This window comes from Paenibacillus sp. FSL R5-0908, assembly GCF_038006245.1.
GTDB lineage: Bacteria > Bacillota > Bacilli > Paenibacillales > Paenibacillaceae > Paenibacillus_AQ > Paenibacillus_AQ odorifer.
Map to the genome: position 1 here is coordinate 1,643,736 of NZ_JBBOUV010000001.1, position 16,379 is coordinate 1,660,114.

The 16,379-nt window shown below is 48.6% G+C and carries 8 protein-coding genes; 6 read left to right on the plus strand and 2 right to left on the minus strand.

The window, feature by feature from the left end; translation table 11 throughout:
• Positions 1–18 precede the first annotated feature (18 nt).
• Positions 19–1,842 carry a sensor histidine kinase gene (locus MKZ09_RS07405; RefSeq protein WP_081389045.1) on the minus strand — a complete coding sequence of 608 codons (1,824 nt, stop codon included), beginning with the start codon at positions 1,840–1,842 and terminating at the stop codon, positions 19–21.
• A gap of 227 nt (positions 1,843–2,069) precedes the next feature.
• On the opposite strand from MKZ09_RS07405, the gene MKZ09_RS07410 reads away from it, so the two are divergent.
• The 4 genes from MKZ09_RS07410 to MKZ09_RS07425 all read left to right on the plus strand — a co-directional run bounded on the left by MKZ09_RS07410 (position 2,070) and on the right by MKZ09_RS07425 (position 12,141).
• The gene (locus tag MKZ09_RS07410) at positions 2,070–3,413 is read left to right on the plus strand and encodes an ABC transporter substrate-binding protein (protein WP_076206167.1); all 1,344 of its coding nucleotides are present in this window, start codon (positions 2,070–2,072) and stop codon (positions 3,411–3,413) included.
• Between the two features lie 98 nt (positions 3,414–3,511).
• Positions 3,512–4,450, plus strand: a complete 939-nt coding sequence (locus MKZ09_RS07415) for a carbohydrate ABC transporter permease (protein WP_036675858.1) — start codon at positions 3,512–3,514, stop codon at positions 4,448–4,450.
• A gap of 15 nt (positions 4,451–4,465) precedes the next feature.
• Positions 4,466–5,305, plus strand: a complete 840-nt coding sequence (locus tag MKZ09_RS07420; protein ID WP_081383301.1) for a carbohydrate ABC transporter permease — start codon at positions 4,466–4,468, stop codon at positions 5,303–5,305.
• Between the two features lie 149 nt (positions 5,306–5,454).
• Positions 5,455–12,141 carry an S-layer homology domain-containing protein gene (locus MKZ09_RS07425; RefSeq protein WP_143767341.1) on the plus strand — a complete coding sequence of 2,229 codons (6,687 nt, stop codon included), beginning with the start codon at positions 5,455–5,457 and terminating at the stop codon, positions 12,139–12,141.
• 161 nt (positions 12,142–12,302) lie between these two features.
• Here the strand turns inward: MKZ09_RS07425 and MKZ09_RS07430 are convergent, their stop codons facing one another.
• Positions 12,303–13,145 (minus strand): helix-turn-helix domain-containing protein, encoded by an 843-nt coding sequence (locus tag MKZ09_RS07430; RefSeq protein WP_076206164.1) that lies wholly within the window; start codon positions 13,143–13,145, stop codon positions 12,303–12,305.
• A gap of 180 nt (positions 13,146–13,325) precedes the next feature.
• Here MKZ09_RS07430 and MKZ09_RS07435 point away from each other — a divergent pair, with 180 nt between their 5' ends.
• Together MKZ09_RS07435 and MKZ09_RS07440 are read left to right on the plus strand one after the other, a co-directional pair.
• Positions 13,326–14,468, plus strand: coding sequence for a DUF2264 domain-containing protein (locus MKZ09_RS07435; RefSeq protein WP_076206162.1), 1,143 nt, complete (start codon positions 13,326–13,328; stop codon positions 14,466–14,468).
• 73 nt (positions 14,469–14,541) lie between these two features.
• Entirely contained in the window at positions 14,542–16,353 is a 1,812-nt protein-coding gene (locus MKZ09_RS07440) for a heparinase II/III family protein (protein WP_076206159.1), read from the plus strand.
• Positions 16,354–16,379: the final 26 nt, after the last annotated feature.

Genomic DNA, 16,379 nt, shown 5'->3' on the forward strand with positions numbered 1-16,379 from the left:
CTTGCTTGGTATGCTACTCTATTCCTTTTGCAGGAACGGCAGAAGAATCTTCATCCGGGTATATTGGCCCGGCTCACTCTCAATCGAAAGACCGTAATTTTCTCCAAATGCCAGGCGCAAACGTTCATTTACGCTGCGGAGTCCAATATTCTCGGGCATTTCTTTGCTTCCCTCACCTGGATTCGACAGAATCGTGGAGATTTCTTCTTCCTTCATCCCTACACCATTGTCTTCAATCGTAACTAGAATATCGGCGAATCCACTTTTGGCCACCTTAATGAGAATTTCTCCTCTGCCTTTGGGCTCAATGCCATGGAAGATGGCGTTCTCGACCAGGGGCTGGAGCGTGAATCGTGGAATTAGGCCGGTTAGCAGTTCCTCGTTGTCAATCTCCTTTACCATAGAAACCGTACTGCCATAGCGATATTTCTGAATTAGAAAATAATCATCCAGCAGGCTCAGCTCATCTTTTAGCGGCATTAGTCTACGGTTGTCTTTGGCGATGCTGCGCAGCAGTCTGGATAGTGAAGTGGTCATTTCCGCGATGCCGGTAGCATTCTGAATTGTAGCCATCCATTTGATCGAATTCAGTGTGTTGTACAGGAAATGGGGATTAATCTGACTCTGCAACATCCGGTATTCCAGCTCCTGCTTCTGTTTCTCGTCAGCGAGCCGGCTGTCCATAAGCGCTACGATATCTTGGGACAGGCGGTTAATGCCCCGGCCGACATCGCCAAGCTCGCTGTTCCATTCGATATTGCGGTCCAGCAGGAAATTGCCCTGGGCGATCTTATCAATCCGCTTCTTCAGTTTTTCCACCGGAAGACTGATGGTACGGGTAAGATACAGCGTAATGATAGCGCTTAAGACAATAACTAGGAGACAGACGCCGAGCATAACCAGAATCCATATATTTGTCTTGGGAGCGAACAGGTCATTAGATAAAGTCTGTGACAGAATGACTCCGCTGCGTACGGGATAAGATACCACGATATGGCTCTCTTTCTCGTCCTCCAGCTTGACCATGGACAGCTCGGTTTGCGGACCGACAGGTTTATCATTGGTATAGGCCACCGGTTCATACGGCTCTGCAATGGCGATGACCTGATCGCCGATGAGCTGATAATGATGATTGCCGAGCGTTAGCAGCAGCCGGGAATTCTTCGGCAGGGAGTACCCTTTCAGCTTGTCGGTAATAACAGTGGTATTCGCTAACAGGTACACTGTTCCAACGCGGGAAGCTCCTTTGCCGTAAATAGGAAAAACAAAAGGAATTCCGTTCGTGTTGGAGAGCGGATCCTTGATCACCCGGTCCCATTTCTCCTCGGCATCGTTGCTAAGGCCGGTAATTTGACCGATATTGTGTATGGTAAGCGGAACAGAGGTGCCGGTTTTATCTACCTGCAGAAACTTTCCGTTGCTGTCCGTAACAATCAGACGGCGGGCATAGCTGTTGGAGCGGTTGTTCAGGAAGTCCTGCTGCATCGAGTTAAATACATTAACTGCTTCCTTAGAGCTAGCCTTAGGGGAACTGAAATAGTCCGTGATCAGGGTATTAGTAGAAGAGTTAGTGCTGCAGGTCATCGCCAGCGATGACAGGTCAATTAAATCCTGTTCAATAATATGGGATACCAGCTGCAGATTGAACTCGGTCGCCTGGATGGTTGTTTTACGCTGATAATAAGTAATTAATTCATAGCTAAAAAAAGACAGCAGCGACGCTATCAGCAGTGCGAATACGGCCATGAGCAGAATAATGCGACTTTTAATGGTGGATTTTCTTACCGTATTTAACACTCCTCTACAAAATGTGAAAACATATAAAGCGTTTTCATATACCATAGCATATTCCTGCGTTCCGATACAGAGGGAGGTACATAAGCTGAATATTTTACATGTTTTAGATAGAAAATTACAGGTTTGAATCCGAGCAGGGAAGAAGAACACAGAAAAGTGAATGAACTTTGTTTGATAATGCATGCCATTCTTGCGAAAAAAGCTATAAACTTTGAACTAAGCTCAGATGAGCCGATCGTAGTTACACAATCAGAAGAAAAGGGGATATTTAAATGAAACTGAAAAGATTCTATGGCATAACCCTCGCCACAGTATTCTCCATGAGTCTGCTGGCTGGATGTTCTGGTAATAACAACAACGAAGGTGCTGCTGCAACGACAGCTCCAGCAACGGGGAATTCTGCAAACGCTTCCGCTGAACCGAGCCTGGAGCCTGTGACTTTGAAATGGGCCTTGTGGGATTGGGAAGCTACCGCTTACTACAAGCCACTAATCGATGCCTATAAAGCTGAGCATCCGAATGTAACGATCGAATATGTCGATTTGGGGTCGACGGACTATATGACTATGTTAAGCACACAACTGTCCGGTGGCGCAGATCTGGATGTACTTACAATTAAAGATATTCCGGGCTACTCGAACCTTGTGAAACAGAATCACCTGGAGCCGCTTAAAAGCTTTATGAGTGGCAACGCGATTGATCCTTCGGTATATGGAGGTACTGTAGAACAAATCGAAGTGAACGATGAGGTGTATGCGCTTCCTTTCCGCAGCGATTTCTGGATTCTCTACTACAATAAAGATTTGTTCGACAAAGCAGGCGTGGAATATCCAAGCAATGATATGACATTCGAGCAATATGATGAGTTGGCCAGAAAAATGACTTCCGGCAGCGGTTCTGAAAAAGTGTACGGAGCTCACTACCATACTTGGCGTAGTGCGGTTCAACTGTTCGGTATTCTGGACGGCAAGAACACTGTTGTTGACGGAAACTACGATTTCTTGAAGCCAACCTATGAGCGGATCCTGAAAGAACAGGAAGACGGCATCGTAATGGATTACGCCACACTGAAGACTTCAAGCACGCACTATTCTGGCGTATTCTACAATAATTCCGTTGCTACTATGAACATGGGCAGCTGGTTTATCGCTACACAGATTGAGAAAGTGAAGAGCGGCGAGTCCCAATCGGCTAACTGGGGCATTGCGAAATACCCTCATCCGGATGGTGTGGAAGCCGGTACAACCCTGGGTACAATTACTTCTCTGGCTGTAAATCAGAAATCCAAACATAAAGAAGCAGCACTTGATTTCATGAAATTCGTGACTGGTGAAGAAGGCGCTAAAGTTATTGCTTCCACCGGAACCATTCCAGCGATTAAGAATGATGAAGTTATCAATTCCATTACTTCCATCGAGGGCTTCCCTGCGGATGAGAACAGCAAAGCGGCACTGACTACTGTTAAGACTTATCTGGAAATGCCTATGCATGAAAAAAGCGCGGACATCGAAGTTATTTTGAATGAAGCGCATGACAATATTATGACTAAAAATGCTTCGATTGACGAAGGTTTGGATGATATGAATGCTCGCGTACAGCAGCTCTTGAATAATTAACCTTAAGAGAGCCAGCTCTAAGGGCGGGTGAAAGCCCGCCTTTTATATTAAAAAGTATAGATTTGTGGGGAAGTTTTAGAAGGTTTGGAGGAGAAAGAATGCAGAACGAAACCATATTGGGTACAAAAAAGATCCCTAAACGTCATTTGTCAAAAGGTGTCCGGGAAAACCTGGTAGCTTACAGCTTCATTGCGCCGAACTTTATCGGATTTGCCCTGTTTACGCTGGTACCCATGTTTTTTGCCTTTATCCTTGCTTTTGTGAAATGGGACGGGGCCAATCCAATGAAGTTTATCGGGCTGGACAATTTCACCCGGTTGATCAGAGATACAACATTTCACAAAGCATTATGGAATACCATTGTTTACACTATTGGCGTAGTACCGTTCACCATGATTGTCGCGCTGGCGCTGGCGATTCTGCTTAATCAGAAGATAATGGCCCGCAATTTCATGAGAACCGTATTCTTTTTCCCTTATGTAGCATCCCTGGTAGCCGTTGCTGCCGTATGGAACTTTATCTTCAGCCCTACGATGGGTCCGATCAACAATATCCTGCATACCCTTACCGGTATCCCGCTGGAGGATCTTCCCCGCTGGGCAGCGGATAAACACTGGGCGATGTTTACAGTAATACTGTTTACAGTGTGGAAAAACATGGGTTATTACATGGTTATTTACTTGGCAGGTCTTCAGGGCATCAACCCTGAATTGTATGAGGCTGCTGAACTTGATGGTGCGGGCGCGTGGAGAAGATTCCGCAATGTGACGGTCCCTCAACTGGCGCCTACCTCTTTCTTTGTTCTGATGATTCTAGTCATCAATTCGTTCAAAGTCTACGATATCTTTATCAACCTATTTGCCGGCGCCGATAACCAGTTGAATGATTCTACAAGGGTTATGGTGTATCAAATCTACAATACGGCGTTCCGCTCGCTTGATTACGGATATGCCAGCGCCATGGCCATTGTATTATTTCTACTGGTACTTGGCATCACCATCGTCCAGTTCCGCGGCGAGAAGAAATACGGACAATAGGAGGATTCAAAAGATATGGTTGGTAAAAGTAAAGGACTTAGAATCAGCATTATGGTTCTTGTGTATATATTGTTGTTTGCGACAGTACTAGCGATGCTGGTTCCGTATATATGGATGTTGTCTTCTTCACTCAAGATGAACAAAGATGTGTTTTCCTTCCCAATGCAGTGGATTCCACAGAATCCGCGCTGGGAGAATTTCGCGGATATCTGGACACGGATTCCGCTGGGACGTTTTATTTACAATACGGCGAAATTATCGATTATCGTAACGATTCTACAACTACTGACTTCCAGCTTTGCTGCGTACGCGTTCTCCAAACTGCATTTCCGGGGAAAAAACATTCTATTCCTTGGATATATTGCAACAATTGCGATCCCTTGGCAGGCTTACATGGTGCCGCAATTTATCCTGATGCGTTACATGGGGCTTAACAACACGCATTTGGCAATCATACTGCTGCAGGCATTCTCGGCATTTGGAGTATTTCTGATGCGCCAGTTCTATCAAGGTGTTCCGGATGAATTATGCGAGGCTGCCCGTATTGACGGCTTGAGCGAATATGGAATTTGGGCGCGAATCATGCTGCCGTTGTCCAAGCCAGCATTGTCTACATTGACGATCTTCACCTTTGTCGCTACCTGGAATGACTTCCTGGGGCCAATGATTTATCTGACAGATACGAAACTCAAGACCATCCAAATCGGACTAAGAATGTTCATCTCGCAATATTCCGCCGAGTATGGCCTGATTATGGCTGCAAGTGTGGTGTCCATTATTCCGGTTGTGATTGTTTTCCTGGCTCTGCAAAAGTACTTTGTACAAGGTGTTGCAGCATCGGGCATTAAGGGCTAGAACCGTATTTGACCTGGCAGTTGCATGCTTCATAGGCTGCTAGGTTTTTTTATAAGTCAAAGGGGTCAGTATAACTCTAGTAATTATTCATTTATCAATGAAATGAATACGCTTTCTTTTATTATTGGCCATCAAAGGAGGAGAAGAGAATGAACAGAAAGCACTTTCGAAAAAGGCTTTTCTCAATAACGATGACTACTGCGCTCGTAGTTGGGATGTTTCCGGCATTCACTCTGCCTGCAGCCTCAGCTGCTACCGTAAATTCTATCTACGCTGCCGCCCATATGGGGGCTACAACAATTGCAGATACTACTCTGCCAGCCAGCATTGATATCGGAGGCCAGAGCACAGCAGTGAACTGGAATATTGGAGCAGATACCTTTGCCGTGCCATACGATGCCGTGACCGTCAGCGGTACAGCAAACGGGGGGCCGGTCGTTGCCAGTGTGGAAGTTATTCCGCCCGCAAGTAATCCGTTGGTTTACTTTGTGGATAGCGGCAGAGGGGGCGATTCCGTAGGCAACGGGCCTACTTCCTCGCCGCTGTACGAAGCGGTCCGTACGCTGAGCGGCAGCGTCTTGCTCAACCAGTTACCCGACCAGAAGTATATCAGCGGTACGGCGGACTGGGGATTTGATGATTCCGTAAACAAGGTCAAGAATTCTAAAGACGGGGGACTTACCGATCCAGCTACCGATCCGTCCCTATGGACTGTCGGACTTCGTGCCGACCCTGCCAGCAATCATATCGTGTATAAATTAAAAGCGCTTGAAGCTGGAACCTATACGCTCAGCAGCGGTTTTCATGATTGGTACGGCAGCCGCTCTCGTGTAATACGTCCTCAGATCGAGTATAAGGATGCTAGCGGGGCAACCAAGAACATCTTGTTTGACCAGTTCAACACTAATGTGACTAAGCTAATTTCAGGCGAATTCACTATTCCTGGAGACATTGACGTTAGTAGTCCAATGACGCTGACTTACGCCTATGTTGCTGACGAAAAACCTATTTTGAGCTGGTTCGCCGTTGCCAAGGGCGGAATCAAGAAACAGATCGAAGAGGCTACACAGAGCGCAGCTTCTATGGTCAAGGTTCTGCTTGACGGCAACGATATCCAAGCTGACAATGTCAACGGCCTCACATTCAAGGGATTTGGCGTACTAAGCGCTAACAGCACCAGTGCGCTTTTGCTGGACTATAAGTCAGAGCATCCAGAGGCTTATGCAGAAATGCTACAGATCTTGTTCGGTGGAGAACATCCGCTCATGACGCATGTGAAAATCGAGATGGGCAATGACCGCAATAACTCCACGGGACCTGACCCGGCGACTATGCGTACGGCTGATGAAGAGGCAAATGTTACCCGGCATCCCGGCTTCCAGCTTGCCGCAGATGCCAAGGCAGTGAACCCTGATCTTAAAGTGAGCATCCTGCGATGGAGTGCTCCGGCCTGGGCGAATAACAACGACAAAATCTATACCTGGTACAAAAAAACCATTCTGGCCGCTTATCGTGAATACGGTTATATGGCCGATTACGTTAATCCTTATATCAACGAGCACGCTCCAGATTTGGCGTGGACTAAACAGTACGCTGAGAGAGTCAAGACTGACAGCGAAGGCTTCAACAGCACCGAAGAGCGGGAACTGTACAACCGGATCAAGTCTGTGATATCCGATGAAGTCGGGATTGGCAGCTTCGGTGCCAGTATGGTGAGTGATCCTTCTCTGCGGGAAGCTGTGCCGATTGCTGGATACCACTACAACACGGACGATGATAGCGCAGGCAATTTCAAAAAACTCGCGGAACAATATGATATTGAGATCTGGAACAGTGAGGCGCAGTCTACCTTCAGTAATTCCTCTTTCCGTCCTAACAACAATATGAAAGATCCTACAGTGGCAGGAACCGGCATTGGTGGTGTCGGCAGTCCGCTGGAGATGAGTAACACGATTATTAAAGGATTCGTTAACTCCCGCCGGACGCACTTTATTTACCAGCCAGCCATTGGCTCCTTTTATGAAGGCGGACAATATTCCTTCAAGGAATTGGTCAGCATGCGCGATCCGTGGTCAGGCTGGATTCATTATGATGCGGGTCTTGTCACTCTGCAGCATTACAGCTGGTTTGCGAATGTAGGCTGGGAGAACGAGGATAATACTGCTGGGATCTGGCGAGCGGTTCCTCAAGCCAGCTCCACAGGTGCGACAGGCACCAATCCGGTCAGCGGCCGCAACGGTTCTCCTAGCTATATAACCCTTGCAGCACCTGATAAAAAAGATTTCTCGACGGTTATCGTGAACGACAGCGAGTATTCCAAAATCTACAAGCTGCAGACAGTCAATATGGCTTATACGGGTAATCCATCCATGGAAGTATGGGAAACCCGTGCCGCTGATGCAGGAGAAGCGTTCAACAGCAATTATATGCAGTATCTTGGAGACGTCACTGCAGACGGTAGCGGGGTATATACCGTTAAGATTAAGCCGTATTCGACCGTGACTGTGTCTACTTTGAAGAACAAGGATAAAGAAGAATATAATACACCGCTGCCTGTAGAAGGCGAGCGTACCGTACTGGATACTGATGCTACAGGAGCGGGACACAGTACTGGGGACAACATTTTGTACGCTGATGATTTTGACTATTCCAAGCAGACTGTTGTGAAGATTGGTGCAGGCGGTCAATCTGAGGGTACCCAGAGCTATATCGAATCCCGCGGCGGTTCCCAAAGCGTTATTCCGCGTTATACCCATGACCGCAACGGGGCATTTGAGGCCTATCTTCCAGAGGGGGCAGACAATTATGTCCTGCGGCAGCAGCTGGACACGGGAACCATGGGGCTTGGCGGCACATGGAACAGCGGAGATCCTGTAACGGCCATCGGCGACAACCGGTGGATGAACTACAAGGCCAGTGTTGATGTTTCGTTCGAAACAAACAATACTCAGGGCGGAGCCAATTATGCTGCGATAGGCGCGCGTTATCAGGGAGGTGGCAGTTCCCACTCCATAACCGGTACACCGTATGTGCTGAAATTCTGGTTCGACGGCGGCTGGCAGCTGCTGGTCAACAATAGTGCAGTAGCGAGCGGAAATGCCGCGAACGGTTCCGGCGGCGTGAAGATCGACGGATTCGATACCGCATATGACGCATGGCATAATATCGCCGTTCAGGTTGCGGGCGATAAAGTGACTGCCTATCTGGATGGGGTGAAGCTGGCTTCCTATACCGATCCTACTCCTGAATTGTCCGGCCGGGTAGATCTGGCCAGCGGCTACTATCACGTCCGCTTCGATAATTTGAAGGTGGAGAAGGTTGAGGGCTACACGCCGTATTATTCAGAGCTTCTAGACAATCTTGAAATGTATGACCTGGCTGCGGCTCCGAACCCTAAACTGATATATACCGGGTCGTGGAGCCATATAAACGGAGCGGGCATGTACATTTACCAGCGTTCTCTTTCTACCAGCCAGGCTGTAGACGCTGCAATGGAATATACGTTTGAAGGCACCGGACTGGATATTCTAGGAGCAAATAACGGGTCGGCTAAGCTTGAGGTAACGGTGGACGGAAAAGTCATTGCACTGTCGGCTGATACATTAGCTTCCAAGGAGCTGTACCAGACGTACGCACTCCGCGGGCTTAAATATGGCCAGCACCATGTGCAGATAAAGGTGGTAAGCGGAACTTTGGTTGTCGATGCGGTGGCGGTTGTTTCCGGGGAAGTAACCGGTACTGTAGATACTGCTGCTCTTCAGGCGGCGGTAACAGCCGCGAAAGAAATAAACAAACAGGATGAATATTCGGACAGAGACTGGCAGCTCTTCGTAGATGCACAGAGCGCTGCACAGGAAGCACTGGATAATCCTATTTTATACAAATTGGATCAGGAAGGAGTTACTCAGCTTGAAGCACGCCTGATCTCCGCCCAGAACCAGTTGACTACGGGAGATATACGGGAGCTTGTCGCTCCTCAGGATTTGGCTACTTATACTGGAAAACTGCCGAATCTTCCAGACAAGGTGGAAGCCACTCGGGCAGACGGATCCAAATTGCTGGTATCCGTAAAGTGGAATGTAAATGCGGCCAGCTTCAACAATCCGTATGAACGGGTAGCTGTAACCGGCACTTATGGAAATCTGAAAACAACTTGTTATGTGGAAGTGGTACCGGAGGGGCTCTTATACTTCCTCGATGCTGGTGTATCGGTGGACGGTATCACGCCGCCGTATACATTAATCAAGGATTTTGTAGGTGACAGCTTGCTTAATAACAAGGCGGATCAGCCTTCGACAGGCAGTGGGGTTTGGGGGCATACCAGTACTAAGTACCTCCTCAAGGGGCTTGGTGGTGCTGTAGTTCCTTCTGATAAAAGTCAGACAGGTGTTTATGGTTCGGATACAAAAAACAATCCACTTGTATACCTGCTCCCTTTGAACGCAGGCAAATATACGATTACGTCATTCCATCGGGACTGGTGGAACAACACCAACCGCACGATGGATATTACGCTCAGCTACATTGACGCTGAAGGGAAAGAAGTGACCAAACCGGTCCGAACCGGCCTCGTCGCAGGTCCTAATGGCGCTATGATTAACTATGACTTCACGCTTCCGGTGAGCGGTACTGTGAAATACTCAATAAACAATACGTATTCAGGCAATCAGGCTGCATTGATCAGCTATGTGGCTGTAGCTAGAGATAAAGCCAGTGTTGCTAATGAGCAGGCTGTAAATGCGGCTAAGAGTATCATAGAAGGTGCGGTATACAGCGTGCAGAAGGAAGCGGCAAACAGCGAAGAAGCTGTCCAGACTTGGCTGCTGCAGACGATAGGCGCTTTGCCCGGTCTCAATGATACCGGAGTTGCGATCGGTGAGATTACCTTGTCTTCCTTCCAAGAAGCAACCGATGAGACTAACGGCAGCTTCAGCTTTACGGTATCACTGAGTAAGGGAGAGGCTACAGCGGACAGTTCAGCGAGCGGAACAATCAAGCTGCCGGAGCCGGATACTGTTCAGCCTTTGATTACTCTGTTAGGTGATGCGACAGTGAATTTGCACATCGGTTCGGAATATACAGATGCAGGAGCGACTGCTTATGATGACAAGGATGGTGATATTACAGACCGTATAACTACAACAGTTAGTAGTGAAGTATACGGCTTGACTGCTCTCGATACGGCGAAAGCTGATATTTATACCTTCCATTATAATGTCAGCGATTCTGCAGGCAATGCGGCTGAGGAAGTGACAAGAAAAGTAGTTATTGCATTTGATCCGGATGTAATGAAGCCGGTGATTACACTGCTTGGTGAACCATCTATTCAACTGGAAAATGGCGCAAGCTATACGGATGCCGGAGCCACAGCGGTAGATGACCGTGATGGCGACATTACGTTGCACATTGTAGCAACGATTACGAAGAATGAGGAGAATGTACTGGCACTGGACACTAAGGCGGCAGGCATCTACACCTATCATTATAATGTGAGTGATGCGGCGGGCAATGCGGCTATCGAAGTGACTAGAACCGTGACAGTGGGCGAAGCAGAGCAACCTCCGGTAGTGACGCCAACACCAACACCAACACCAACACCAACGCCGACGCCGGAACCGGAGCCAACAACAGCACCAACATCTACGCCGGCGCCAACGGAAGCACCAGTGTGGACGGTAGCACCAACGCCAGCAGTCACCCTGTCCCCGACGCCAACACCGCTTGCGCAGGCCGAAAAGGTTCTTGATCGAAAGGATTTCACGGCACCGGTTGGAGGAGTAATAACGGTTCAGCTCACTGAAGCTACAGAATCCGTGCTGCTTCCAGCAGGACTATCAGGAATCATCGGAGAGAACACTCTGCGTCTGGCTTGGAGTAAGGTTGCTATCGATCTGACCCCAGAAGTGCTGAAGAGCATTCAAGAAAAAGCTACTGGAGGTCAAACGGAGGGGGCGCGAATTAAGCTCTCAGCAGTGAAGGTATCCAGAGATGCTGTGGAACAGTTAATCAATAATCGGGCTGTTAATGGTTCCGTACATTTATCTGCGGCAAGTGATGTGATCCACTTCAGCTTGGAGGTTGTTGCTGCGAACGGCACTGCTGTAACGGTAACTGCTTTTGATAAACCGTTGAAACTTACGTTCAACGTAGATCCGGATGCCAATATAAGCTTGCTAGGCAGCTACTATATTTCTGCGAATGGTGCGCTTGATTTCATGGGTGGAACGTTGACTAATGGTAAGTGGACTGCTGAAATAAGGCATTTCAGCCAGTATGCGGTGCTGGAATACGATAAGCTGTTCACGGATGTCAGCAGTGACAGCTGGGCCAGTAATGTGATTAAGACCATGGCCGCGAAGCATATTATCGAAGGCATTTCCAGTACGGAGTTTAATCCGCAAGGGGATGTAACTAGGGCACAATTCGCTGCTATGATTGCACGCGCGCTTGGGCTTAAGGCAGGAAGCCATTCAACATTTGGTGATGTGGATTCCAAGGCCTGGTATGCCGAAGCCGTTGCAGCTGTTAGCGGAGCTGGCATCGTGCTCGGACGAAGTGCAGATTCGTTCTCACCGGATCAGAGCATTACCCGCGAGGAAATGGCTGTGATGATCGTTCGTGCTTATGAATATTTGCAGGGAAGCAAGACCAATGAACCTGCTGTAGGATCGTTCAGTGATTATTCCCGGATTCACGACTGGGCGAAGAGCGCAGCAAACATCGCCGAACAGGCGGGACTAATCAAGGGACGCGGCAATAAGCAATTCGCGCCACAAGAGACGATGACCCGTGCAGAAGGTGCACAAGTTATCTCCAATCTGCTGGGATATTTGTAAGTAGCATTTCAAAGAACCTGGCAGGCTGCATTAAGCGGGCTGCCAGGTTCTTTATAGATTTGGAGAGGCAGGGGAGTGCTTAGGAAATCAGCAGCCGGAAGTCCAACTATTCACCGCAGTTGCGATTACATCTTTTTTTGAAAAATCCTTGAATTTGAGTTTTATAGCTCAGCTCTTTTACCATATTTTCCGGGTGGAATGCCCGTGATGTTCTTGAAGGTACGGATGAAATTGGCATAATCGTTAAAGCCGGACAGATAGCAGGTATCGGATACGGAGTTCCCGGCGGACAAGAGCTGCTTGGATAACGCAATTTTTTTGAGCAAGACGTAACGGTAGATGGTTCCGCCTGTCTGCTGTTTGAACAGATGGCTGAGATAATATTTATCGACGTTCAGATCTCCAGCGATTTGCTCCAGTGACAGATTTAGATGCAGGTGGTTGTCGATATAGCTCATGGCTGATTGAATATGTGAGGAAATAATGCTGGGCACGGTGGATCGGGTACGGCTGTACAGCTCATTGATGAGGACGAGGATCTGAACCAGGTAGGTCAGAGCCAGAACTTCGCTCCCGTACTGATGATTCTCTAATGTCTCAATCAGGCGGGAAGCAAGGGCTGTATACTCTGCAATCAGCGGTTCATCCATTTGCGCGAGATTATGCTCTCCGGGCTGGCGGTTCTGGAAACAAGCGAGCAGATTTGTAGATGCGGTACAGAAGGGATAAACAACAGGAGCTTTGAAATGGATTGTCAATCGTTCATAGGGCTCCGGAGATAAATTGATGATTTTATGAATCTCGTGATTGTTGAACAACAGGACATTGCCCCGCTGCAGGGGATAGCTGAACTGATCTACAAAACCGTTCACCTTGCCGCCCAAGAATAGGAAAATTTCATAGTGATCATGGATGTGAAAATCCCTGGTAGGTGAGATCTGCGAATTTCCGATACCTGCCAGAATATCTCCATCGAACGGTTCATAATACTGGGCATGCTTCATTGGAATTGCCCCTTTCAGATTGATCACAATATACGCAATAAAACATCATTATTCGCAAAGACATTGCAATAATACAACACTAAACTATAGTAGAAGATTACGCAATATAACAAGATTCAGGCGGTGGGCAAGAGAAGTAGCTGTAGCTGATTAGACGCAATTGAAAGGGTGGAATTGTGCATGAATGGGAAGGAACAGCGTAAATACTGGCTGGATACAATGCTGCTGATCGGGGGGCCTGTGCTGAATGCTTTGGCTGAGCGGAAATTAAAGGAACAGCTGCCTACAAAGTTTCATAGTGACCGGAGCCAGTTTGCCCATTTGGAGGCTTTTGCGAGATTGGCATGCGGAATGGCCCCTTGGCTTGAGCTAGAGGGACTTGAGGGTGAGGAAGAACAGCTTAGAGCCCGTTATGCCGGGCTAATGCTGGAAGCCATTGATGCCGCTGTTGATCCGAATTCACCTGACTATATGGAATTCAAGACTGAAGGCCAACCGCTGGTTGATGCGGCATTCCTGGCACACGCGCTGGTGCGTGCGCCAAAGCAGCTTGCCGGCAAGCTGAGTGCGCGGGTCAAAGGCAATGTAATAACAGCGCTGAAGCAGACACGCCGGACAGCGCCAAGCGGCAGCAACTGGCTGCTGTTCAGCGCAATGGTGGAAGCCGCTTTGTATATTCTCGGCGATCCTGAATATGACCGGATGCGCGTTGGTTATGCGGTCCATATGTTTATGGATTGGTATAAGGGCGACGGGGTTTACGGGGATGGCAAGGACTTTCACTGGGATTATTACAACAGCTTTGTTATTCAGCCGATGCTGGTGGATGTGGTAGCGCTTTTTGAACAGGAGTCGGAGCAATATTCGGCATTGAAACCGCTGATTCTGGAACGGGCACAGCGATACGCTACTGTTCTCGAACGGATCATTGCACCGGATGGAACCTATCCCTTTATCGGGCGTTCGATCGTTTACCGTTTTGGGGCGTTTCAACTGCTGTCGCAGGCGGCGCTGCAGCATTTTTTGGAGGAAGCATTGCCTCCTGCACAGGTACGCTGCGCTTTGACAGCTGTGATTACGCGAATTATGAAATATCCGGGTACGCTGGATGAGTCCGGATGGCTACGTCCGGGGGTATACGGTTATCAGCCGGAGCTTGCGGAGAGCTATATCAATACAGGCAGTCTTTATTTATGCGCCTCCGTATTCCTCCCGCTGGGGCTGCTCCCTTCTGATCCTTTCTGGTCAGGGGAAGAGATGAAATGGACTTCACTAAAAATTGCAGCCGGTGAGGATGTTATGAGAGATCATGCCTTGGAATAAAAAGTATTCAGCCATATTAGTGAAGAATGAGATGCTTCGCGGATCTGACTGATCTATAAGGAGGAAAAAAGGCATGAATAAACAGATGCTTTTGGAAATAGTGCATAAAATGAAACCAGTCGATCTGAGCTTGTATTATCCAAAGGGGGATGCGGCTGCTTTTTGGAAACGGGCGTTATCATCGGGAGTACTACAGGCAGATATCAGCGAGATCCGCGCGGAGGCGGTAAGGCTGGACGGGCAGTCTATACCTGAATTGTCGTATACGTTATTTTCCATTTATTCGCGTACGGGTTCGAGGCTGGAATATGAACGGGTCTATTTTGAACGGAGAAGAAGGCTGAATACTTATGTTTTTCTGGCTTTGCTGGAGCCGGATCATCCGGAAGTACTGGAGAAGCTGGAGGACATCCTCTGGGCTATATGCGATGAGTACACCTGGTGTCTTCCGGCCCATCTCCCAGCGGATCATAATGCAGCTGATATCAACCGGTATATTGATCTGTTTTCTTCCGAGACCGGATTTACTTTAAGTGAAGTTTTACTTTTGCTCGGGGAACGACTTTCGCAGCTTCTGAGATCCCGAATCCACCATGAAGTAGAGCGGAGACTGTTTCGTCCATTTCTTGTAAATGGCCCTTATGATTGGGAGACAGCGCGGCATAATTGGGCAGCGGTCTGTGCGGGATCAATCGGGGCTGCTGCCTTGCTGTCTGTGGAGGACCCGGCCATGCTTGCGGATATTCTGCTGAGGACAGAGCGCGCCATGTTGCATTACCTGGAAGGGTTCGGTGAGGACGGTGCCTGTCTGGAAGGCCTTGGGTACTGGAATTATGGGTTTGGTTATTTCACTTATTATAGCGATCTGCTCTGTTCCAGAAGCGCAGGCAGACTGGACTGGTTCAAGCAAGAGAAGGTAGCGCAAATCGCGCGCTTCCAACAAAAATGTTTCATTGACGGAAGTCATGTAGCCAATTTCTCTGATTCAGTGCCTCAGGTGCTTGTACATATGGGATTGTCCCATTATCTGGCGGAAGTCTGTACGGATGTCGAACGACCCCCATCTGCTTTGCGCGCTCCTTACACTGAAGATCATTGCAGCCGCTTTGCACCGGCTTTCCGCAATCTGATCTGGACCAGGGCTGGCAAGGAGGACGAAGCTTGGCGAGCCGCCAGCTATTTTCTCCCTGATGCCGCTTGGCTTGTCTCGCGTCATATGTCGGAGGCGGGTTCATTCGGATTCGCAGCCAAGGGCGGGCACAATGCTGAACCGCATAACCATAATGATCTGGGACATTTCATTCTGAGCGGCCGGGGAGAAATCTACGCATCCGATCTTGGGAGCGGAGAGTATACTGCTGATTATTTTGGGGCTGGCCGTTACCACTATGACTGCAATGGATCGCAGGGTCATTCGCTGCCGATCATTGATGGCCGGTATCAGCTGGCCGGTCGGGAGTTCAGCTCCACAGTGCTGCATGCATCGGCGGCGGAGGAGAATGATGAGCTGACACTGGATCTGACACAGGCTTATCAGGTAACAGGACTACAGTCCTTAATCCGTTCGTTCGTCTGGCATAAAGAGGAACGTCCTCGGCTGGAGCTGACAGATACCTACCGGTATGCGGGAATTCCGGCGAGCTGGACGGAGCGGTTTGTCACCTGGCGTGAGCCTAAGCTTCTTCATCCGGGTACCTTGCTGTTGCCGGGGACTACGGCTCGCGGCGTTGAAGTGACATACGATTCACTGAAAGTTGAGCCGGAGATTACTGTGCATGTGTACCGGGATCATTTTGGCATGGAGAAGCTCTGGTATAGTCTGGACTTCCATGTGCTTCAGCTTGGCGCGGTGGGCAAACTGGTATTCACTTTTCAATTTCTATAAAAGATGGGTCTGAGCTTATAAAAAGT

Bases quoted from the DNA above. Each gene is read 5' to 3' on its own strand.
- MKZ09_RS07405 (WP_081389045.1), bottom strand. From the start codon at position 1,842: ATGGTATATGAAAACGCTTTATATGTTTTCACATTTTGTAGAGGAGTG.
- MKZ09_RS07410 (WP_076206167.1), top strand. From the start codon at position 2,070: ATGAAACTGAAAAGATTCTATGGCATAACCCTCGCCACAGTATTCTCC.
- MKZ09_RS07415 (WP_036675858.1), top strand. From the start codon at position 3,512: ATGCAGAACGAAACCATATTGGGTACAAAAAAGATCCCTAAACGTCAT.
- MKZ09_RS07420 (WP_081383301.1), top strand. From the start codon at position 4,466: ATGGTTGGTAAAAGTAAAGGACTTAGAATCAGCATTATGGTTCTTGTG.
- MKZ09_RS07425 (WP_143767341.1), top strand. From the start codon at position 5,455: ATGAACAGAAAGCACTTTCGAAAAAGGCTTTTCTCAATAACGATGACT.
- MKZ09_RS07430 (WP_076206164.1), bottom strand. From the start codon at position 13,145: ATGAAGCATGCCCAGTATTATGAACCGTTCGATGGAGATATTCTGGCA.
- MKZ09_RS07435 (WP_076206162.1), top strand. From the start codon at position 13,326: ATGAATGGGAAGGAACAGCGTAAATACTGGCTGGATACAATGCTGCTG.
- MKZ09_RS07440 (WP_076206159.1), top strand. From the start codon at position 14,542: ATGAATAAACAGATGCTTTTGGAAATAGTGCATAAAATGAAACCAGTC.